Annotated in this window: 20 protein-coding genes; 17 read left to right on the top strand and 3 right to left on the bottom strand. The window is 54.6% G+C overall.

What is annotated here, in order from left to right:
* Nucleotides 1-20: 20 nt before the first annotated feature.
* From ruvC to M3A44_11665, 3 genes are all read left to right on the top strand, one after another.
* Complete coding sequence (ruvC, locus tag M3A44_11675; GenBank protein MEQ6342283.1) at nt 21-554, top strand: crossover junction endodeoxyribonuclease RuvC; 534 nt, start codon at nt 21-23, stop codon at nt 552-554.
* Nucleotides 551-1,156 (top strand): Holliday junction branch migration protein RuvA, encoded by a 606-nt coding sequence (gene ruvA / locus M3A44_11670; protein MEQ6342282.1) that lies wholly within the window; start codon nt 551-553, stop codon nt 1,154-1,156. The genes ruvC and ruvA overlap by 4 nt, the downstream gene beginning before the upstream one ends.
* Nucleotides 1,157-1,236: 80 nt before the next feature.
* Nucleotides 1,237-1,839, top strand: coding sequence for a nitroreductase family protein (locus M3A44_11665; GenBank protein MEQ6342281.1), 603 nt, complete (start codon nt 1,237-1,239; stop codon nt 1,837-1,839).
* Between the two features lie 177 nt (nt 1,840-2,016).
* On the opposite strand, the gene M3A44_11660 is transcribed toward M3A44_11665, so the two are convergent.
* Complete coding sequence (locus M3A44_11660; GenBank protein MEQ6342280.1) at nt 2,017-2,688, bottom strand: DUF4336 domain-containing protein; 672 nt, start codon at nt 2,686-2,688, stop codon at nt 2,017-2,019.
* 43 nt (nt 2,689-2,731) lie between these two features.
* Nucleotides 2,732-3,292 (bottom strand): MarR family transcriptional regulator, encoded by a 561-nt coding sequence (locus tag M3A44_11655; GenBank protein MEQ6342279.1) that lies wholly within the window; start codon nt 3,290-3,292, stop codon nt 2,732-2,734.
* Between the two features lie 87 nt (nt 3,293-3,379).
* Between M3A44_11655 and M3A44_11650 the strand changes: the two genes are divergently transcribed.
* Complete coding sequence (locus M3A44_11650; GenBank protein ID MEQ6342278.1) at nt 3,380-3,664, top strand: hypothetical protein; 285 nt, start codon at nt 3,380-3,382, stop codon at nt 3,662-3,664.
* Nucleotides 3,665-3,749: 85 nt separating this feature from the next.
* Here the strand turns inward: M3A44_11650 and nadB are convergent, their stop codons facing one another.
* Nucleotides 3,750-5,372, bottom strand: coding sequence for an L-aspartate oxidase (gene nadB / locus M3A44_11645; protein ID MEQ6342277.1), 1,623 nt, complete (start codon nt 5,370-5,372; stop codon nt 3,750-3,752).
* A 272-nt stretch (nt 5,373-5,644) separates the two neighbouring features.
* Between nadB and rpoE the strand changes: the two genes are divergently transcribed.
* The 13 genes from rpoE (at nt 5,645) to acpS (ending at nt 16,968) form a co-directional block, all read left to right on the top strand.
* The gene (rpoE, locus tag M3A44_11640) at nt 5,645-6,223 is read left to right on the top strand and encodes an RNA polymerase sigma factor RpoE (GenBank protein MEQ6342276.1); all 579 of its coding nucleotides are present in this window, start codon (nt 5,645-5,647) and stop codon (nt 6,221-6,223) included.
* Nucleotides 6,224-6,235: 12 nt separating this feature from the next.
* The gene (locus M3A44_11635; protein MEQ6342275.1) at nt 6,236-6,811 is read left to right on the top strand and encodes a sigma-E factor negative regulatory protein; all 576 of its coding nucleotides are present in this window, start codon (nt 6,236-6,238) and stop codon (nt 6,809-6,811) included.
* 125 nt (nt 6,812-6,936) lie between these two features.
* Nucleotides 6,937-7,887, top strand: coding sequence for a MucB/RseB C-terminal domain-containing protein (locus M3A44_11630; protein MEQ6342274.1), 951 nt, complete (start codon nt 6,937-6,939; stop codon nt 7,885-7,887).
* A complete protein-coding gene (locus M3A44_11625; protein ID MEQ6342273.1) occupies nt 7,884-8,381 on the top strand; it encodes a SoxR reducing system RseC family protein in 498 nt (165 codons plus the stop codon). The genes M3A44_11630 and M3A44_11625 overlap by 4 nt, the downstream gene beginning before the upstream one ends.
* Nucleotides 8,382-8,495: 114 nt before the next feature.
* Nucleotides 8,496-9,929: a DegQ family serine endoprotease gene (locus M3A44_11620; GenBank protein ID MEQ6342272.1), complete on the top strand. Its 1,434-nt coding sequence runs from the start codon at nt 8,496-8,498 to the stop codon at nt 9,927-9,929.
* Nucleotides 9,930-10,058: 129 nt separating this feature from the next.
* Nucleotides 10,059-11,855 (top strand): translation elongation factor 4, encoded by a 1,797-nt coding sequence (lepA, locus tag M3A44_11615; GenBank protein ID MEQ6342271.1) that lies wholly within the window; start codon nt 10,059-10,061, stop codon nt 11,853-11,855.
* On the top strand, nt 11,852-12,760 hold the full coding sequence (gene lepB / locus M3A44_11610; GenBank protein MEQ6342270.1) for a signal peptidase I: 909 nt from the start codon (nt 11,852-11,854) through the stop codon (nt 12,758-12,760). The genes lepA and lepB overlap by 4 nt, the downstream gene beginning before the upstream one ends.
* A gap of 24 nt (nt 12,761-12,784) precedes the next feature.
* Complete coding sequence (locus tag M3A44_11605) at nt 12,785-13,165, top strand: DUF4845 domain-containing protein (GenBank protein MEQ6342269.1); 381 nt, start codon at nt 12,785-12,787, stop codon at nt 13,163-13,165.
* Nucleotides 13,162-13,872, top strand: coding sequence for a ribonuclease III (gene rnc / locus M3A44_11600; protein ID MEQ6342268.1), 711 nt, complete (start codon nt 13,162-13,164; stop codon nt 13,870-13,872). The genes M3A44_11605 and rnc overlap by 4 nt, the downstream gene beginning before the upstream one ends.
* Nucleotides 13,872-14,789 carry a GTPase Era gene (gene era, locus M3A44_11595; GenBank protein MEQ6342267.1) on the top strand — a complete coding sequence of 306 codons (918 nt, stop codon included), beginning with the start codon at nt 13,872-13,874 and terminating at the stop codon, nt 14,787-14,789. Before rnc ends, era begins: the two co-directional genes overlap by 1 nt.
* A gap of 279 nt (nt 14,790-15,068) precedes the next feature.
* A complete protein-coding gene (gene recO, locus M3A44_11590) occupies nt 15,069-15,821 on the top strand; it encodes a DNA repair protein RecO (GenBank protein ID MEQ6342266.1) in 753 nt (250 codons plus the stop codon).
* The gene (pdxJ, locus tag M3A44_11585) at nt 15,818-16,561 is read left to right on the top strand and encodes a pyridoxine 5'-phosphate synthase (protein MEQ6342265.1); all 744 of its coding nucleotides are present in this window, start codon (nt 15,818-15,820) and stop codon (nt 16,559-16,561) included. Before recO ends, pdxJ begins: the two co-directional genes overlap by 4 nt.
* The gene (gene acpS, locus M3A44_11580; GenBank protein MEQ6342264.1) at nt 16,558-16,968 is read left to right on the top strand and encodes a holo-ACP synthase; all 411 of its coding nucleotides are present in this window, start codon (nt 16,558-16,560) and stop codon (nt 16,966-16,968) included. The genes pdxJ and acpS overlap by 4 nt, the downstream gene beginning before the upstream one ends.
* The last annotated feature ends 133 nt before the right edge of the window (nt 16,969-17,101 follow it).

The raw sequence follows: 17,101 nt of genomic DNA, 5'->3' as shown, positions 1-17,101 counted from the left end.
TCTGTGAATAAATCACCCCTATGACCCGCATTATCGGTATCGACCCCGGTTCACGCATCACAGGCTTTGGCGTCATCGACGTGGAAGGCGGCCGGGTGAGTTATGTTACCAGCGGCTGTGTGCGAATGTCTGACGTATCGCTTCCTGCGCGCCTCAAGACCATTTTTGAAGGGATCAGCGAGATTGTTTCAACATATAATCCTCAAGTCATGGCTATTGAACAAGTGTTCATGAGGCACAACGTAGATTCGGCGCTCAAACTTGGGCAGGCGCGCGGCGCGGCGATTTGCGCGGGGGTTGTGCAGTCACTCCTGGTGTATGAATACACCCCGGCGCAGATCAAACAGGCCATCGCCGGCAAGGGCAATGCCGCCAAGGCGCAGGTGCAGCATATGGTCAAGGCGTTGCTCAAGCTGCCCGGCTCGCCGCAGGCCGACGCAGCGGACGCGCTGGCCTGCGCGCTGTGCCACAGCCATGTTCATCAGACACTGCAAGCCCTGAATGTGTCAAAGGGGCAGGCGGTGCGTGGCATGCGCGCCGGACGGCTGCGATGATCGGGCGTTTACACGGCAAGTTGTTGTGGAAGCAGGCGCCGCATTTGCTGCTGGATGTGCAGGGTGTCGGCTATGAAGTCGAAGCACCGATGACTACCTTTTATGAGCTGCCCGCCGCAGGCAGCGAAATTACTCTGCTCACTCATCTGGTGGTGCGCGAAGATGCCCATCTTCTGTTCGGTTTTGCCAGTGAGGCCGAGCGCACTCTGTTTCGCCAGTTGATCAAGGTCAGTGGCATTGGCGCCAAGTTGGCGTTGGCCATATTGTCAGGCATCTCCGTCGACGCCTTTGCCCGTTGTGTGCATGATAACGACATCGCCACGCTGATCCGTCTGCCAGGCGTAGGCAAAAAGACCGCCGAACGTTTGATTATCGAAATGCGTGACCGTCTTGCCATCAAGGGCAGCGCGACAGAGATGTTGGGTCTGGGCGGCGGCGTAATCACTGCGACGGAAAACAACCCGCGCAACGATGCCATCAGCGCATTGATCGCGCTAGGCTACAAACCCCCGGAGGCGAGTCGCATGGCGCAGGCGATAGATGCTGCCGGACTCACCAGCGAAGAAATCATACGCCGTGCCTTACAGGCGGCTGTGAAGTAAAGTGTAGGGCGGGTTAATAACCCGCCAAGCGTCGCATAGCGACACAAAACACGCATCCCCATCTTTAAAGAGGTAAAAAAGTGGATGTAAAACAAGCCATACAAACGCGCCGTTCTGTAAAGGTGTACGATCCGGAACACCGCATGAGCGAGAGCGAGATACGCATGCTCATGGAACACGCCATCCTGTCCCCCACTGCATTCAACATCCAACACTGGCGCTTTGTTCAGGTGCGTGATCCCGCATTGCGCTCGGAACTCCGCAAGGCATCGTGGGGCCAGCCCCAGGTCACCGACGCCTCATTGTTGCTGGTGGTATGTATGGATCTCAAAGCCTGGGACAAAAATCCGCAACGCTACTCGCGCAATGCCCCGCCCCATATACAGGATCACATGGTCACAGGCATCCGCGAATACTACACAAACAATGAACAGGCACAGCGCGATGAAGGTATGCGTTCTGCCTCGCTGGCCGCCATGAGCATCATGTTGCTCGCCAGGGAGATGGGTTATGACTCCTGTCCGATGGACGGCTTCGACTTCGACGTTGTGGCTCGCCTTATTCAATTACCGCACGATCACGCTATTTGCATGATGATTGCCATCGGCAAAAAGATGCAGGAGCCGCGCCCGCGTGGTGGGCAACTGGATCTAGAAGAGGTTTTCTTTATGGATCATTTTTAGCCGCTCTATAAACCCAAAAACGGCGATTCACCGCAGAGCACGCAAAGAATGCAGAGGAAAAACAAGACATTGACAAGATGTACCAAGTCACCCCCTGGGTGGGTGTGCTTGTTACGCTAACCCCCTGAATTTCTTTGCGTCCTCTGCGTTCTCCGCGGTTCAATAGCTTTTTTTAGGTTAAAGCCACTCAAAAGCTTCCCGGAATTGATCTTTACCTTTCCGGTATACGATCTCGCCATGAGATAAGATGATGCTATCAAAATTCCACTGAAGTATGTGGTTAATGGAAGTCTTGAACGCATTCCTGTCTTTTATGAAGGTCTTGAATATGCGCGTGGGACCAAAGCGTCGATAGGCTCCATTCAACCGTAGAAATAATTTTTCTGATGATGAACTGGTGCTGTGAATATTGAATGCCAAGTCGGTCAAAATTAAAGTGCGGCTTGCCTTGTGGCAGAAAACAACCTCGTTATATCGCGGCATTCCCTTGACCATATGCTGTTCAAGTTCGCCTTGCCATGCCGCAGGTGCATCATCCTCAAAAGTTATTTCCTTTGGTGGCGATATTTTTATTTGCGGCATCCCTGGTGGTTTGTAATATGTTGCGTTTGGGTAGGCATTAATCCAATCGCATAAAAACAGATTGTGCATGCAATTCGGCGCCACAATCGCACATACATCACCCATTGGATCAAGCTGTTTTCTTATATCGTTCTCATATGAAACTGGTGAATGCAGCACGAGTTTGCCCGAGTTCAGTTTGATGATTGTCATGCGAACGCCCAGATTGGCAATGAAGAAGCGGAAGGGCCTATCCACGGTCCACATGTTGTCAGCGATTTTCTTCATGATTATCTCCATGTTCTTACTGTCTTCTGGCAGGTATTCAAGGTTATGATTTCTCCGGGGCCATATTCAAAAGCGTCGTCAAGGATGTCCTTAAATCTTGATACTTGTCTTTTCCCAGGAGTGTTTCATAGTGCTGTTCTATGGCCCGTACTATGGAAATGCACTGTTCAATTAGTTGTTGTCCCTTTTTTGTATAGGTGACCGATTTGGCCCGGCCATCTTCCTTATCCATTTCAACCCTCAAATATCCTTTGCGTTCAAGTTCCTTGGCAATCTTCCCCGCGGCTTGCTTGGAGAGCCCGGCATGTCGTGCCAGCGTTGTAAGCTGTAGACCCGCTCTGTCGAGGTGACGCAGCACGTTGAAGTCGGACAGGGTTATATCGCAAATTCCGTGCGCTTCCAGTTGGGACAGCAAGTTTTGCTCAAATCCCCTGAACGCGAGAATCATCAATCTGGCAATGGGTTGTTTGTCTGGATCGTTTTTCATGGGCGGAAAAAAGATGTTTTGTTTATCTTGCTGTAATGATAAATCAGGTTTACTAATAAAGTAAATATGGTTTACTAAATGGCCGCAATCCATCTTGCGCAAGGCAACTGCGGGCAATATGAAAAATCTCATACAACTCGTATGGTTGATGAGTTTGGCAAAAGGTGTATGCTTGAATTCCGGCAATTACCCAAGAGGATCGCAATGATGACGAAATTGATGACGGTTGTGGCACTGTCTGCTTGCATGGCGTTGGGGTCGGGCGCAGCATGGTCTTGCAGCATGGCTGGAGCTAACGCCCATATTGGCGCCGTAACTGCGGTGGATGCGGCGGCACACACATTTACTGTGATGGACGCCGAAACCCGGCAGCCTATCACGTTTGTTGCTACGCCGGCCTTGCTCAAAGGCGTTGCCAAGAATCAGCAGGTGACGGTGACTTTTGAAAAAGATGGCAATAAGCTTGCTGCCAAGGCAATCAAGCTGTAATCCGCTTCTTGGTCCTGACGGCGGCGTGTGCGCCGTCGGGATTGCTCCCTCCTTTTTTCCTGATATCCCAGTCCAACTGTCGTTTTTAGGTTGAATGATGCAGTGGCGCCAACACGGTGTTTACGGGCGGTTTTCTGGTGTCCGGCGCGGGATAGTCCAGTGTGTAGTGCAATCCCCGGCTTTCCTTGCGCAGCATGGCTGAGCGGATGATCAAGTCGGCCACTAGCGCCAGGTTGCGCAGTTCGATAAGGTCGTTGGTGACGCGGAAGTTGCCGTAGTATTCGGCGATTTCGCTGAGTAACAAGTCGATGCGGCGCTTGGCGCGCTCCAGGCGTTTGTTGGTGCGTACTACGCCAACATAGTCCCACATGAAGCGTCGCAGCTCGTCCCAGTTGTGTGCCACCACCACTTCTTCGTCTGAATCGGTGACGCGGCTTTCATCCCAGGCGGGGAGCGGCGGGGGGAGGGGCGCTGTGGCCAGTTGGGCTGCAATGTCTTCGCTCGCCGCCTTGGCGAACACCAGGCATTCCAGCAGGGAATTGCTGGCCATGCGGTTGGCCCCGTGCAAGCCGGTGAAGGCGGTCTCGCCGATGGCGTAGAGGCCCTTTACGTCGGTTTGGCCGAGCATGTTGGTCATTACTCCGCCGCAAGTATAGTGGGCGGCGGGGACGACGGGGATGGGCTCTTTGGTCATGTCATAGCCGAGTTCCAGGCAGCGCGTATAGACGGTGGGGAAGTGACGTTTGATAAAGTCTGCCGGCTTATGGCTGATGTCGAGCAGGACATATTCACAGCCCACACGTTTCATTTCGTAGTCGATGGCGCGCGCCACGATGTCACGCGGGGCGAGTTCACCGCGCGAGTCAAACTTGTGCATGAAGGGTGTGCCGTCGGGCAATAATAGCCGTCCACCCTCGCCGCGCACCGCTTCGGTGATCAAGAAAGATTTCGCTTCGGGGTGGTACAAGCAGGTGGGATGGAATTGAATGAATTCCATGTTTGCCACCCGGCACCCTGCGCGCCATGCCATGGCGATACCGTCGCCGGTGGCGACATCGGGGTTGCTGGTATAGAGATAGACCTTGCCGGCCCCGCCTGTGGCCAGCACCACGAAGCGGGCGCTCAGGGCGTGAATGTGATGGGCGGTACGGTCCAGGATATAAGCGCCCAGGCAGCGTTCGGTATCGAGCCCCAATTTGCTCCCGGTGATCAGGTCAATGGCAATATGGTGCTCGAAAAGGCTGATATTGGGGTGACGCCGGACCTGCTGCTCCAGGGTGGTTTCCACCGCTCGGCCTGTAGCGTCCGCCGCATGTATGACGCGCCGGTGGCTGTGCCCGCCTTCGCGCGTCAGGTGGTAGTCGATGGTGCCGTCGGGGAGTGTCTGTTGGGTAAAAGGAACGCCATGGTCGATCAGCCACTGGACGGCCTCTCTGCCATGCTCGACGACAAATCGGACTACGTTTTCGTCGCAGAGCCCCGCACCGGCATCCAGGGTGTCCTTTACATGTGATGCTACAGAATCGCTTTCATCCAGAACTGCCGAGATGCCGCCCTGGGCATACAGCGTGGCGCCCTCGGTGAGTGGGCCTTTGGTGACGAGCGCGATGTGCGCCTGGGGTGCCAGATGCAGTGCCAAGCTCAGCCCGGCGGCGCCGCCGCCGATAATAAGAACATCGTAGTTATCCTGGTTTTGATTCTTTTGCATAAGCAAGGTTGGCGATCTCATGGTTTGTGTGCATAATCACTGGCTATGCGAACGCTGAAAATTTTTCAGCAAGTGCGGCTCTTTATCCGGTTTTGTGCTGCCTACCAGGATCGGTGCCGTTTCTACGGTGTTTTGGTGAGGAGTGTGTATACGCCACAGCAAGTGAGAGCAAGAATATAATAAATGGCGCCTTTGGGCGAACTCTATAAAACCTTAATTGTCTACGGAAATGAGCATATGGAATTGTTCAAGCCGTAAGGGGACGTGCCCGGATGGGCGAAGAAAGCACCGATCAACGGCTGGTTCAGCTTGTACAGCGTGGCGACAAGAAGGCGTTCGATATTCTTGTGCTCAAATATCAGCATAAAATTATCAAGCTGATATCCCGCTATGTCCGTGATTCAAGTGAAGTATTTGATGTGTCCCAAGAGGCATTTCTGAAGGCATACCGGGCGCTGCCCAGCTTTCGCGGCGAAAGCGCTTTTTATACCTGGCTGTACCGGATAGCCATCAATACGGCAAAGAATTATTTGATCGCCCAAGGCCGAAGGCCACCCGGCGCCGATGTGGAGATTGAGGATGCCGAACTCTACGAGGGCGATACGGAGCTTAAAGAAATAGCGACGCCGGAGCATCTTCTGCTGCGGGATGAGATTGAAAAGACGATTTTTGAGGCGATAGAACAGTTGCCTGAAGATTTGCGCACGGCGATAACCTTGCGTGAGTTGGAAGGCCTGAGTTACGAAGAGATCGCCGAGGCGATGGCGTGCCCGGTGGGAACTGTGCGTTCCCGGATCTTCCGGGCCCGTGAAGTAATAAATAGCAGGCTCCAGCCGCTGCTCGAGTCGTAACAGGTGAGATATATGACGGAAAAACTCAACGAAAAGATCTCGGCGCTGATGGATGGCGATCTGGCGGGGCGCGACGCTCAGGATGTTATCCAGGATTTGAAGCAGAGCGCGGAATTGAGGCAATGCTGGGAACGTTACCATCTGATTGGCGACGCTCTCAGAAATAATCTTCCCTCTGTTGTTCGGCATGACCTCGCCAGCCGGGTTTCGGCAGCGATAGAAAGCGAAACTTCCCAGCCTCTTCCCTCAGTTGTTCCTTTTGTTCCCCGGCAAAAAAACAAACCCGCTCCCTTCTTCCTCAAGCCCCTTGCTGGACTGGCTATAGCTGCTTCCGTGGCGGCGGTGGCTGTGGTGAGTTTTGATATGGGTGGAGACGTAACCCCTGCCGTGCAAACGATGGCCGCGATTCCTGCGCAGATGCAAAGTGTCAATCGCCCGTCGGTGTCAGTGGCCCCGCTGGTAGTTGATGAGGTTGCCACACAATCCAGACTCAATGATTATCTGGTCAATCACAGTCAATATTCCACCGTGATGCAGGGAGAAATGCTGCCATCTGCAAGGATAGTAGGCTATAACCCAAATGAATGAAAATACCTAGAGGCCAGCGGATGAGAGTATCTCTGCCTGAGCGGGGGCGCGCGCGGCCTTCCTTTTTCTTTGTCTGTTGGTTATCCAGAACTGTAGCGTATCTTTGGGGTGCGGTGCTGCTGCTTGTGGTCACTACATCCCTTGCGCGTGCCGGAGATACGGCGGCGGAAGTGCGCCAATGGCTGGATAAAATGTCCCATTCCAGCCAAAAGATTAATTTCGAGGGGACGTTTGTTTACCGGCGTGGCGATCAAGTGACGGCAATGAAGATTGTTCACGTTGCCGATGAGAATGGCGAGCGCGAAAAACTGAGTTCGCTGAACGGCCCGGTGCGGGAAATTATCCGCGATAAGGGTGTCGCCCGCATCACAACGGATAAAAAGTCGGTTGTGATCGAGAAGCGGGGTGCGTCACGGTCGTTGGCGTCGAAGACGCCCGAGCAAATCGATCAAATCGAGAAATATTATAGTTTTTCCTCGGGCGGCGAGAGCAGGGCGGCGAGCCGTCCGGTGCGTATTGTCAATATTGTTCCCAAGGATGATTACCGCTATGGCTATCGTGTTTCGCTGGATCAGCAGACGGGAACCATGCTGCAGTCCGATTTGCTAAATGAAGAAGGTGCTCCGATAGAGCAGGTTATGTTTATTACCTTCGATCTGCTTGATAAGGTACCTCCCGCCATGCGGGAGCCCGCCAAACATGGTGAGCCGGCTGGCATTCCCTCGGATGGGTCGCAGGTATCGCAGCCGTTGACCGGCGGCGAAGGCTGGAGGGTGGGCAGGATGCCGGGAGGCTTTGTTCTTGCCGAGCATTACCGGCATCAGGTGCCGCATAGCCAGGTATTCATGAATCATATGGTGCTCACGGACGGTTTGGCGTCGGTTTCCATATTCATAGAAAAGAACAATTCTCATCATGCCTCACCCTTTGTGGGTGTTTCGCGCATGGGGGTGGCGAATGCCTATGGCACCCGCATCAATGATTATCAGGTGACAGTGGTGGGCGAGGTGCCGGTGGCGACGGTGGAAATGATAGGTAAATCGATCAAATATCAAAGCCCAGGGGCCGCGAAATGATCGAGGAAAACGCACGCGTAGTGGCGGTTGAGGGCGATGTCGCATGGGTGGAGACGCGCCGCAACAGCGTGTGCGGCAGTTGCGCCGCTAATAAAGGATGCGGCACCACCGCACTGGCGAAGGTGGTTGGGGTGAAATATGCCCGGCTCAGAGTGTTGAACGCCACCGCCGCGAAAGCCGGTGATGATGTGGTGATCGGCATTGAGGAAAATGCACTGGTGCGCGGCTCTTTGGCGATGTACGCGGTTCCGATAGTCCTTCTGCTGGTATTCGCTGGACTGGGTGATGCCTTGAATAATCAAATGCAAATCACCACATCCGAGACAATAAGTGTTGTGTCAGGCCTGCTTGGTCTGGCGGGCGGTTTTTTTTGGGTAAGCCGGTATGCGGGAAAGATCAGTTATGATGGCCGTTATCAACCCGTGATGCTGCGCAAAGTGGCAGTTTCTGGGGCACGTGTCGAGTTTTTACACGGTATGCAGAGTGAAGTTTAAGCGGGTTTTCAGGCTCGATGGAGTACGTTCAAAATGAGGGACATCATGGCACATAGCATGTCAGTTTTTACAACGAAACCAGTGATGGGCGGCAGGTTTGGCCTGTTGTTATCCATGCTGCTGTTAATGCTTCCCGTGGCCTCCGTTCAGGCCAGGGAGCTACCGGATTTCACCAGGATTGTGGAGACGACAAGCCCCGCAGTGGTGAATATCAGCACCACGCAAAAGGCTCAGCCTGGCCGCCCGAAGGGGCCGCACGGCAAGATGCCCCATGGCGTCCCACCGGAAGGCGTACCCTTCGACGATTTTTTCCGACGTTTTTTTGATGACAAAAAAGATGGCGGCGGCCCCGACGGCGAGGATGCGCCGGATGACTTTAACGGGAAATCGCTGGGTTCCGGCTTTATTATCTCCCCCGACGGCTATGTGCTGACCAATAACCATGTCATCAAGGATGCCGATGAAATTATCGTGCGCCTCAGCGACAAGCGCGAGCTGGTCGCGAAGCTGATTGGAACAGACAAGCGTAGCGACGTCGCCGTGCTGAAGGTTGAGGCGGATAACCTGCCTGTGGTGAAAATCGGCAAATCCAGGGAGCTAAAGGCCGGTGAATGGGTGCTAGCCATCGGTTCGCCCTTTGATTTCGATCATACCGTGACGGCCGGCATTGTCAGCGCCGTGGGCCGCAGCCTGCCCAGCGAGAACTATGTGCCCTTCATACAAACCGATGTGGCGATCAATCCCGGCAATTCGGGCGGGCCGTTGTTTAATCTCGATGGCGAAGTGGTGGGAGTCAATTCCCAGATCTACAGTCGCACCGGTGGCTATATGGGCCTGTCGTTCTCCATTCCGATTGACTTGGCAATGAACGTGGTCGATCAACTGAAGGCCAGTGGACGCGTCACGCGTGGCTGGCTGGGTGTGTTGGTACAGGATGTCACCCGTGAATTGGCAGAATCTTTCGGCATGAAAACCCCTAACGGGGCACTGGCGGCACGGATTCTGCCTGACAGCCCGGCGCAGAAGGCCGGTTTGCAGGTGGGAGATGTCATCGTCGAGTTTGACGGCAAGGAAGTGGACAGCTCCTCCGCGCTTCCACCCTTGGTGGGCAGTAGCAGAATCGGTCAAAAAGTGCCGGTAAAGGTCATCCGCGACCGCAAACCGCTGGTATTGCATGTTGCCATCGGCGAACTTCCGGCGGAGGAAGAAGAGGCCAAAGCCTTCGGCGAGCCCGCATCTGAAGGGGGTGTGCTTGACAAGCGGCTGGCGATTGCGGTGGCCGACCTTACCCCAGAGCAGCGTAAGGAAATGGAAGGTGAGGCCAAGGGCGGCGTGGTGGTGCAGCGTATCAAGGACGGTCCGGCGCAGAAGGCGGGCGTGCGTAGCGGTGACATTATTCTCATGCTGAATGGTGTCAAGGTGGAAAACCCGGCGCATTTCAAGAAACTGTCCGCTGAACTGCCGGTGGGTAAGGCCGTCCCGTTGCTAGTGCAGCGCCGTGGCGATCCGATATGGCTGGCGCTGAAGATTCCCGAGGCTAAAAAATAAGAAATGCGGGGGCGGGTTTAACCCCGCCCCCGCAATCAATTTTTGCCATGGGGATGTAAGCGCACCCAAAAAAAGTATAAAATCCGGGGGTAACAACCGTTTTTCTTCCTCCTTCCCGGTTCCCACTACATGAAGTATATCCGCAACTTTTCAATTATCGCCCACATTGATCACGGCAAATCTACCCTTTCCGATCGCCTGATTCAGATATGCGGTGGCCTGAGCCAGCGTGAGATGTCCGCCCAAGTGCTGGATTCCATGGATCTGGAGCGGGAGCGTGGCATCACTATCAAGGCCCAGAGTGTTTCCCTCAACTACAAGGCGAAAGATGGTCACACCTATCACCTGAATTTCATCGACACGCCAGGGCATGTCGACTTCTCCTATGAGGTGTCGCGTTCATTGGCCGCCTGCGAGGGCGCATTGCTGGTGGTCGATGCCGCGCAGGGTGTTGAGGCGCAGAGCGTCGCCAATTGCTATACAGCGATTGAGCAGGGATTGGAGGTTGTCCCGGTTCTGAATAAGATCGACCTCCCCTCGGCAGAACCCGAGCGTGTGATCAAGGAAATCGAGGAAATTATTGGCATCGAGGCCGGTGACGCCGTGCTGATCAGTGCCAAAACCGGCGTCGGAATTCCAGATCTGCTGGAGGAAATTGTCACCCGCATCCCTGCGCCGCAGGGCGATCCCGAAGCCCCCTTGCAGGCGCTGATCATCGACTCCTGGTTTGACAATTTTCTGGGTGTTGTCTCGCTGGTACGCATCAGGAATGGCACGCTTTTGCCCAAACAGAAGATCAAGGTGATGTCCACGGGCAAGATCTTTCAGGTTGAGAAGGTGGGTGTTTTTACGCCCAAGCGCAAGGAAACGGACGGGCTTCATGCGGGCGAGGTGGGCTATATCATCGCCGGCATCAAGGACATCAACGGCGCGCCAGTGGGCGATACGCTCACCCATGCTGACCGGCCTGCCAGCGAGCCTTTACCCGGTTTCAAGGCGATCCAATCCCAGGTGTTTGCTGGCCTGTTTCCGATCTCGCCGGAAGATTACGAGGCCTTCCGCGACGCGCTATCCAAGCTGCGTCTGAACGATGCCTCGCTATTTTACGAGCCCGAAACCTCCCAAGCGCTGGGGCTCGGATTCCGCTGCGGCTTTCTCGGCATGTTGCACATGGAGATCGTGCAGGAACGGCTCGAACGCGAATACAATTTGAATTTGATCTCCACCGCCCCCACCGTGGTGTATGAAGTGGTCACCAAAAAGGGCGAAGTGCTGCGTGTGGACAATCCGTCCAAGCTGCCGGATATCGGGCAGATCGCCGAAACGCGCGAACCGATCATTTTGGCTAACATACTGGTCCCGCAGCAATACCTCGGCGCCGTGATTACACTGTGTGTTGAGAAGCGCGGCGCACAAAAGAGCTTGCAGTACCTCGGCAATCAGGCAGTGCTCTCATATGAGCTGCCGATGAACGAAGTGGTGATGGACTTCTTCGACCGCCTGAAATCGGTGAGCCGTGGCTATGCCTCGCTGGATTATGCTTTCGCGCGCTATCAGACTGCTGACCTGGTGAAGCTGGACGTGCTTATCAATGGCGAAAAAGTGGATGCGTTGTCGATCATCGTGCATCGTGAGCAAAGCCAGTATCGTGGTCGGGAGCTGGTGGAGAAAATGAAAGACGTGATCCCGCGCCAGATGTTCGAGGTCGCCATCCAGGCGGCGATAGGCGGGCATGTCATCGCGCGCCAGACCGTCAAGGCTATGCGCAAGAACGTCATAGCCAAGTGCTATGGCGGCGATACGTCGCGTAAAAAGAAGCTATTGGAAAAACAAAAGGAAGGCAAGAAACGGATGAAGCAGTTGGGTTCCGTGGAGATTCCGCAGGAGGCATTTTTGGCCGTGTTGCAGACAGGTAAGGGTAAATGAACTTCGATTTTCCAGCCATTATGACGCTGGCGGTATTTGTGACTGGCGCGATTTGGGCGTTGGATGCCGTCACGGGAGCGCCCAAGCGGCGGCGGGCATTGGCGCAATATCTGGAATCCACTGGCGCACCGATGGATGAGAAGGCTGTGAAGCGCATCGCCACTGAGCCGGCCTATCTCGATGAGGTAATTAAAGCGTCGGAAGGCAAATTGACGAAAGATGCGATTAATGGCGTCGCCAAAGAGCCTGTGCTGGTGGAATACGCGCGCTCCTTCTTTCCAATCATCCTGATTGTGCTGCTGCTGCGCTCGTTCCTTGTAGAGCCATTCCGTATTCCGTCGGGATCCATGATGCCGACCCTGTTGGTGGGCGATTTTATTTTGGTGAACAAGCACACCTATGGTATTCGGTTGCCGGTGCTTAACAAGAAAGTTGTCGGGATCGGAGAGCCGCAGCGCGGTGATGTTGTGGTGTTTCGCTACCCCAAGGACCCTTCCGTGGATTACATCAAACGTGTGATCGGGTTGCCGGGTGACAAGATAGGTTATTACCAGAAGAAGCTCTATGTTAATGGACAGCCTGTCGAGCAGACCTTGACGGGGGCGTATACCGGCGTGGGTTCCGGCCTGTCCATGTCAGGCGCCAACTTGCGTGTGGAACAGTTGGGCAACGTGAAGCATGATATTCTCATTGTCCCCAACCAGCCTTCGATGGAAGGTGATGTTGAAGTCCCCGCAGGGCATTATTTCGTGATGGGCGACAATCGCGACAACAGTAATGACAGCCGGTTCTGGGGTTTTGTGCCGGAAGAAAATCTGGTCGGCAAGGCCTTTATGATATGGATGAACTGGGATTCAGCGAACGGTGGCGTAGCCTGGAGCCGGATTGGCTCGAAAGTTGAGTAAGGCTTTAATAAGCTGGAGCATGTGATGAGAATAAACAACAAGAAACAGCATGGAATGACGGCGATAGGCTTTGTGATGCTGCTGGGCATGATCGCCTTTTTTACCGCTATCGCCCTGAAATTGACGCCTTTGTACCTGGAGCATTTCGAGGTGTCCTCCGTTTTGAAATCCCTTGCCCAGGAGCCGGGTATTGCGAACAAAAGCGCAGCGGAAATCGAAGACATTATAATGAAAAGATTGGGTATTAACGATGTGACCCACGTTACCAAGGACGATATCAACATTTCCAAAGAGGATGGAAAAGTAACCATTGCTATCAGCTATGAAGCTCGCGTGCCTATGCTTGCCAATATTGATATTGTCGCCAATTTCAAGAATGACAAGGTTGAGGTGGCACCACGTTGAGTGATCAAGGATATGGCTTTGCAGCGGGCGCTGTTCATGCCTCCCCGGATAGCCTGAGCCGCAAACTGGGCTACCAATTTTCACGTCCCGATTTGTTGGAGTGCGCGCTCACGCATCGCAGTGCCGGCAGCAACAATAATGAGCGGCTTGAATTTCTTGGTGACGCGATATTGAATTTTCTGATCGCCGACGAGCTTTACCAGCGTTTCCCCGGCGCAAGCGAAGGCGAGTTGAGCCGCGCCAGGGCCAATCTGGTGAGAGGCAGCACACTCGCGATACTGGCGTCGGCATTCGAGCTTGGCAATTTCCTCAGGCTGGGTCCGGGGGAGTTGAAAAGCGGCGGTTTTCGCCGTGAATCCATTCTTGCGGGTACATTGGAATCCGTGATCGGTGCGGTTTATCTGGATGGCGGATTTGATGCCTGCCGCACACTGGTGCTTGCCATCTACAAGGAACGCCTTGCCGTCATTTCTCCGGAAACCCATCCCAAGGACCCAAAAACCCGTTTGCAGGAATATCTCCAGGCGCAAAAGAGGCCTTTGCCATTTTATAATGTATTAGACGTTGAAGGTGAGGCGCACAAACAGATGTTCAAGGTCGAGTGCATTGTAGATGGCATTTCTCCCTGCCAGGGGCGCGGCGCGAGCCGCCGCCTGGCGGAGCAGAATGCGGCGCAACAGGCGCTGCAACTTTTGGGTTGCGAATAATGGATAAAACTTCAGGCAATGCGCCCGCAATCCGTTGCGGTCATGTCGCGATTATAGGTCGCCCCAACGTCGGCAAATCCACCTTGCTTAACCGTATTCTCGGCCAGAAGATCAGCATCACCTCGAACCGCCCCCAAACCACTCGGCACCGCATTCTCGGTATCAAGACAACCCAGGATGCGCAAGTTGTTTATGTGGATACGCCGGGCCTGCATCGAGCGGCTGGGCGCCCTATGAACCGCTATATGAACCGTGTTGCCGGTGCGACAATCCAGGGTGTTGATGTCATCATTCTGGTCGTCGAAGGCCTACGCTGGGCTGATGAAGATCAGGATATTCTTGAGCGCCTGAAAGCCGTATCCACGCCGGTGGTGCTGGTGGTCAACAAACTGGACAAGGTGACGGATAAAGGGGCGCTGCTGCCGCACTTTCAGAAATTGGCGGAGATCCGGGAGTTTGCGCATATTATCCCGGTGTCCGCGAAATCCGGCAAAAATATCGAAACTCTGGAAAAAGAAATCATCGCCCTGCTGCCCATCGCGCCGCTGATCTATCCTGAAGACCAGGTGACCGACCGCAGCGAACGTTTTCTTGCCGCCGAGTTGATCCGGGAAAAGCTGATGCGCCGCCTGGGCCAGGAATTGCCTCATGCCGCAGCCGTGGAGATCGAAAAATTTTCCATGCAGAATGAGGTCGCGCATATCAATGCACTCATTTGGGTGGAGCGCTCAGGACAGAAGGCTATAGTCATAGGCAAAGATGGTGCGGTGCTGAAAGAGATAGGCACGCAGGCCCGGCAGGATATGGAAAAGATCTTCGGGTGTAAGGTTTTCCTGCGATTGTGGGTCAAGATCAAGGAAGGATGGTCCGAGGATGCGCGGGCGTTGCGCAGCCTGGGTTATGATGAAAATTTGTAATCACCGTAAATCCCCGTGATCACCGTAAAGGTGACAATGAGGGGACAATGGGTGGCAATGCCACCGTAAATCCCCGTGAACCTGGAAAAAGCTATTGAACCGCAGAGAACGCGGAGGACGCAAAGGAATTCAGAGGGTTAGCGTAACATGCGCCCTCACCCAGCGGGTGGTTTGGTACATCTTGCCAAGCCCTTGTTTTTCCTCTGTGTTCTCTGCGTCCTCTGCGGTGAATCGCCGTTTTAGGGTGAAGGGGGCAATGGGTGGTTCACGTTCTGACTTATGACGCTTTCTAAAAGCCAAATCACCCTGCAACCAGCCTATGTGTTGCATAGCAAACCTTATCGTGACACCAGCCTGCTGATCGAGGCGTTCACGCCCGAGTTTGGCAGGATTGGTCTGGTGGCGCGCGGTGCTAGGGCGGCTAAATCGCGCATGCGGGGGCTACTGCAACTGTTTCGTCCGCTGCTGATCTCATGGGTTGGCCAGGGCGATCTCGTCACTCTGGTCGCGGCTGAAGAGCATGGGCGGACTCCCTCCTTGAGCGGCCCCGCGCTATTGAGCGGTTTTTATCTCAATGAGTTGCTGTTGCGCCTGTTGCATCGTCATGATCCGCATCCGGCCATGTTTCACATATATCACGCCGCGTTGTGTGGCTTGGCCGGGCAGGTGGATGGCGGCGTTCATCTGCAGCAGACATTACGCACTTTTGAAAAACACCTGCTTCAAGAGATCGGTTACGGGCTGGTGCTGGATCATGATGTAATTACAGGCTCATCCATCGAGGTGGACGGGAAATACCGCTATCATTTAGAGAAAGGGCCGATACAACTTGCCGGGCCGGAAGTGGAAAAAGGTGTGGGCATATCGATTCAAGGGAGAAGTTTGATTGCCCTGGCGCAAAATGATTTGGGTGATGCGTCTGTCTTGCGTGAGACCAAGCGTTTGTTGCGGGAGGCGTTAGCGGTTCATTTGGGACCTAAACCTCTGCGCAGCCGTGAGCTATATGGTGAGTTAAAAGGTGGATTGACATGAATCAATATCGGGACATTTTGCTGGGGGTCAATATCGACCATGTCGCCACGCTGCGCCAGGCGCGCGGCACCCGTTACCCCGAGCCCATTCAGGCAGCTATTGAGGCCGAGCAGGCAGGTGCGGACAGCATTACGCTCCACCTGCGGGAGGATCGCCGCCACATCCAGGAGCGCGACGTTGAGTTGCTCAAGGGGATACTGCTCACCCGCATGAATCTGGAAATGGCGGTTACCGACGCCATGCTAGGAATCGCCGAGCGTATCAAGCCTGAAGACTGCTGTCTTGTGCCCGAGCGCCGTGAAGAATTGACGACGGAAGGCGGGCTGGATGTGGCCGGGCAACTGCCGCGCATCACCGATGCCTGTGCGCGGCTGCGCGAAGCAGGCTGCCGCGTCTCGCTGTTTATCGACGCCGATGCCTGCCAGGTGGATGCCGCCGCGCGTGCAGGTGCCCCTGCGATTGAGATTCACACCGGCCATTATGCCGATGCCACGGATCACATTGCGCGCGAGCGGGAATTGCAACGCATCGGCGCGGCGGTAGAGCAGGGTATCAAGGCTGGCCTGCAAGTCAACGCCGGGCATGGTCTGAACTATCAGAACATTTCCCCAATTGCCGCACTGCAAGGCGTCCGTGAGTTGAATATCGGCCATGCCATTATCGCCCGCGCCCTGTTTACCGGCCTGCAAGATGCTGTTAGAGAGATGAAGCGACTGATGATGGAGGCGCGTCGGCCGTGATCTTTGGTATCGGCACGGACATCGTCCGCGTTGACAGGATGCGCGGCAATTTGGAACGCTATGGCGACAAATTTGCGCGCCGCATATTGACCGACGATGAGTTTCGGGAGTTTTCCGCAGCCGGCCGCCCCGCTCATTTTCTCGCCAAACGTTTCGCCGCCAAAGAGGCCGCCGCCAAGGCCATGGGTACCGGCTTCAGCGATGGGATGAGCTTGCGCCATATCGGGGTGGCCCACGATGGAAAGGGCAGGCCGTTGCTTGTATATAGCGGCCGGGCGGAACAGCTAAGATATGAAATGGGTATAGGCGAGGGGCATCTTAGTCTTGCAGATGAGCAAGACTACGCCATCGCATTCGTTACCTTGCTTGTTGCTCGCCACCAGAAGAGCATTGCGGATTTAACCTAAAAACGGTAAGGCCGATGGTGATTCCCTTCACACTGCTACTGCTCATTCTAACGGGAGCATGGCTTATCCAATCATTTGATGTTGCCGATAGCCATTCAGCGGTTTTCTAAACGAAGTACTATAGACCGTTGTG

The sequence above is a fragment of the Gammaproteobacteria bacterium genome (assembly GCA_040183005.1).
Taxonomy (GTDB): Bacteria; Pseudomonadota; Gammaproteobacteria.
This window is presented reverse-complemented; position numbering and strand designations above follow the sequence as displayed.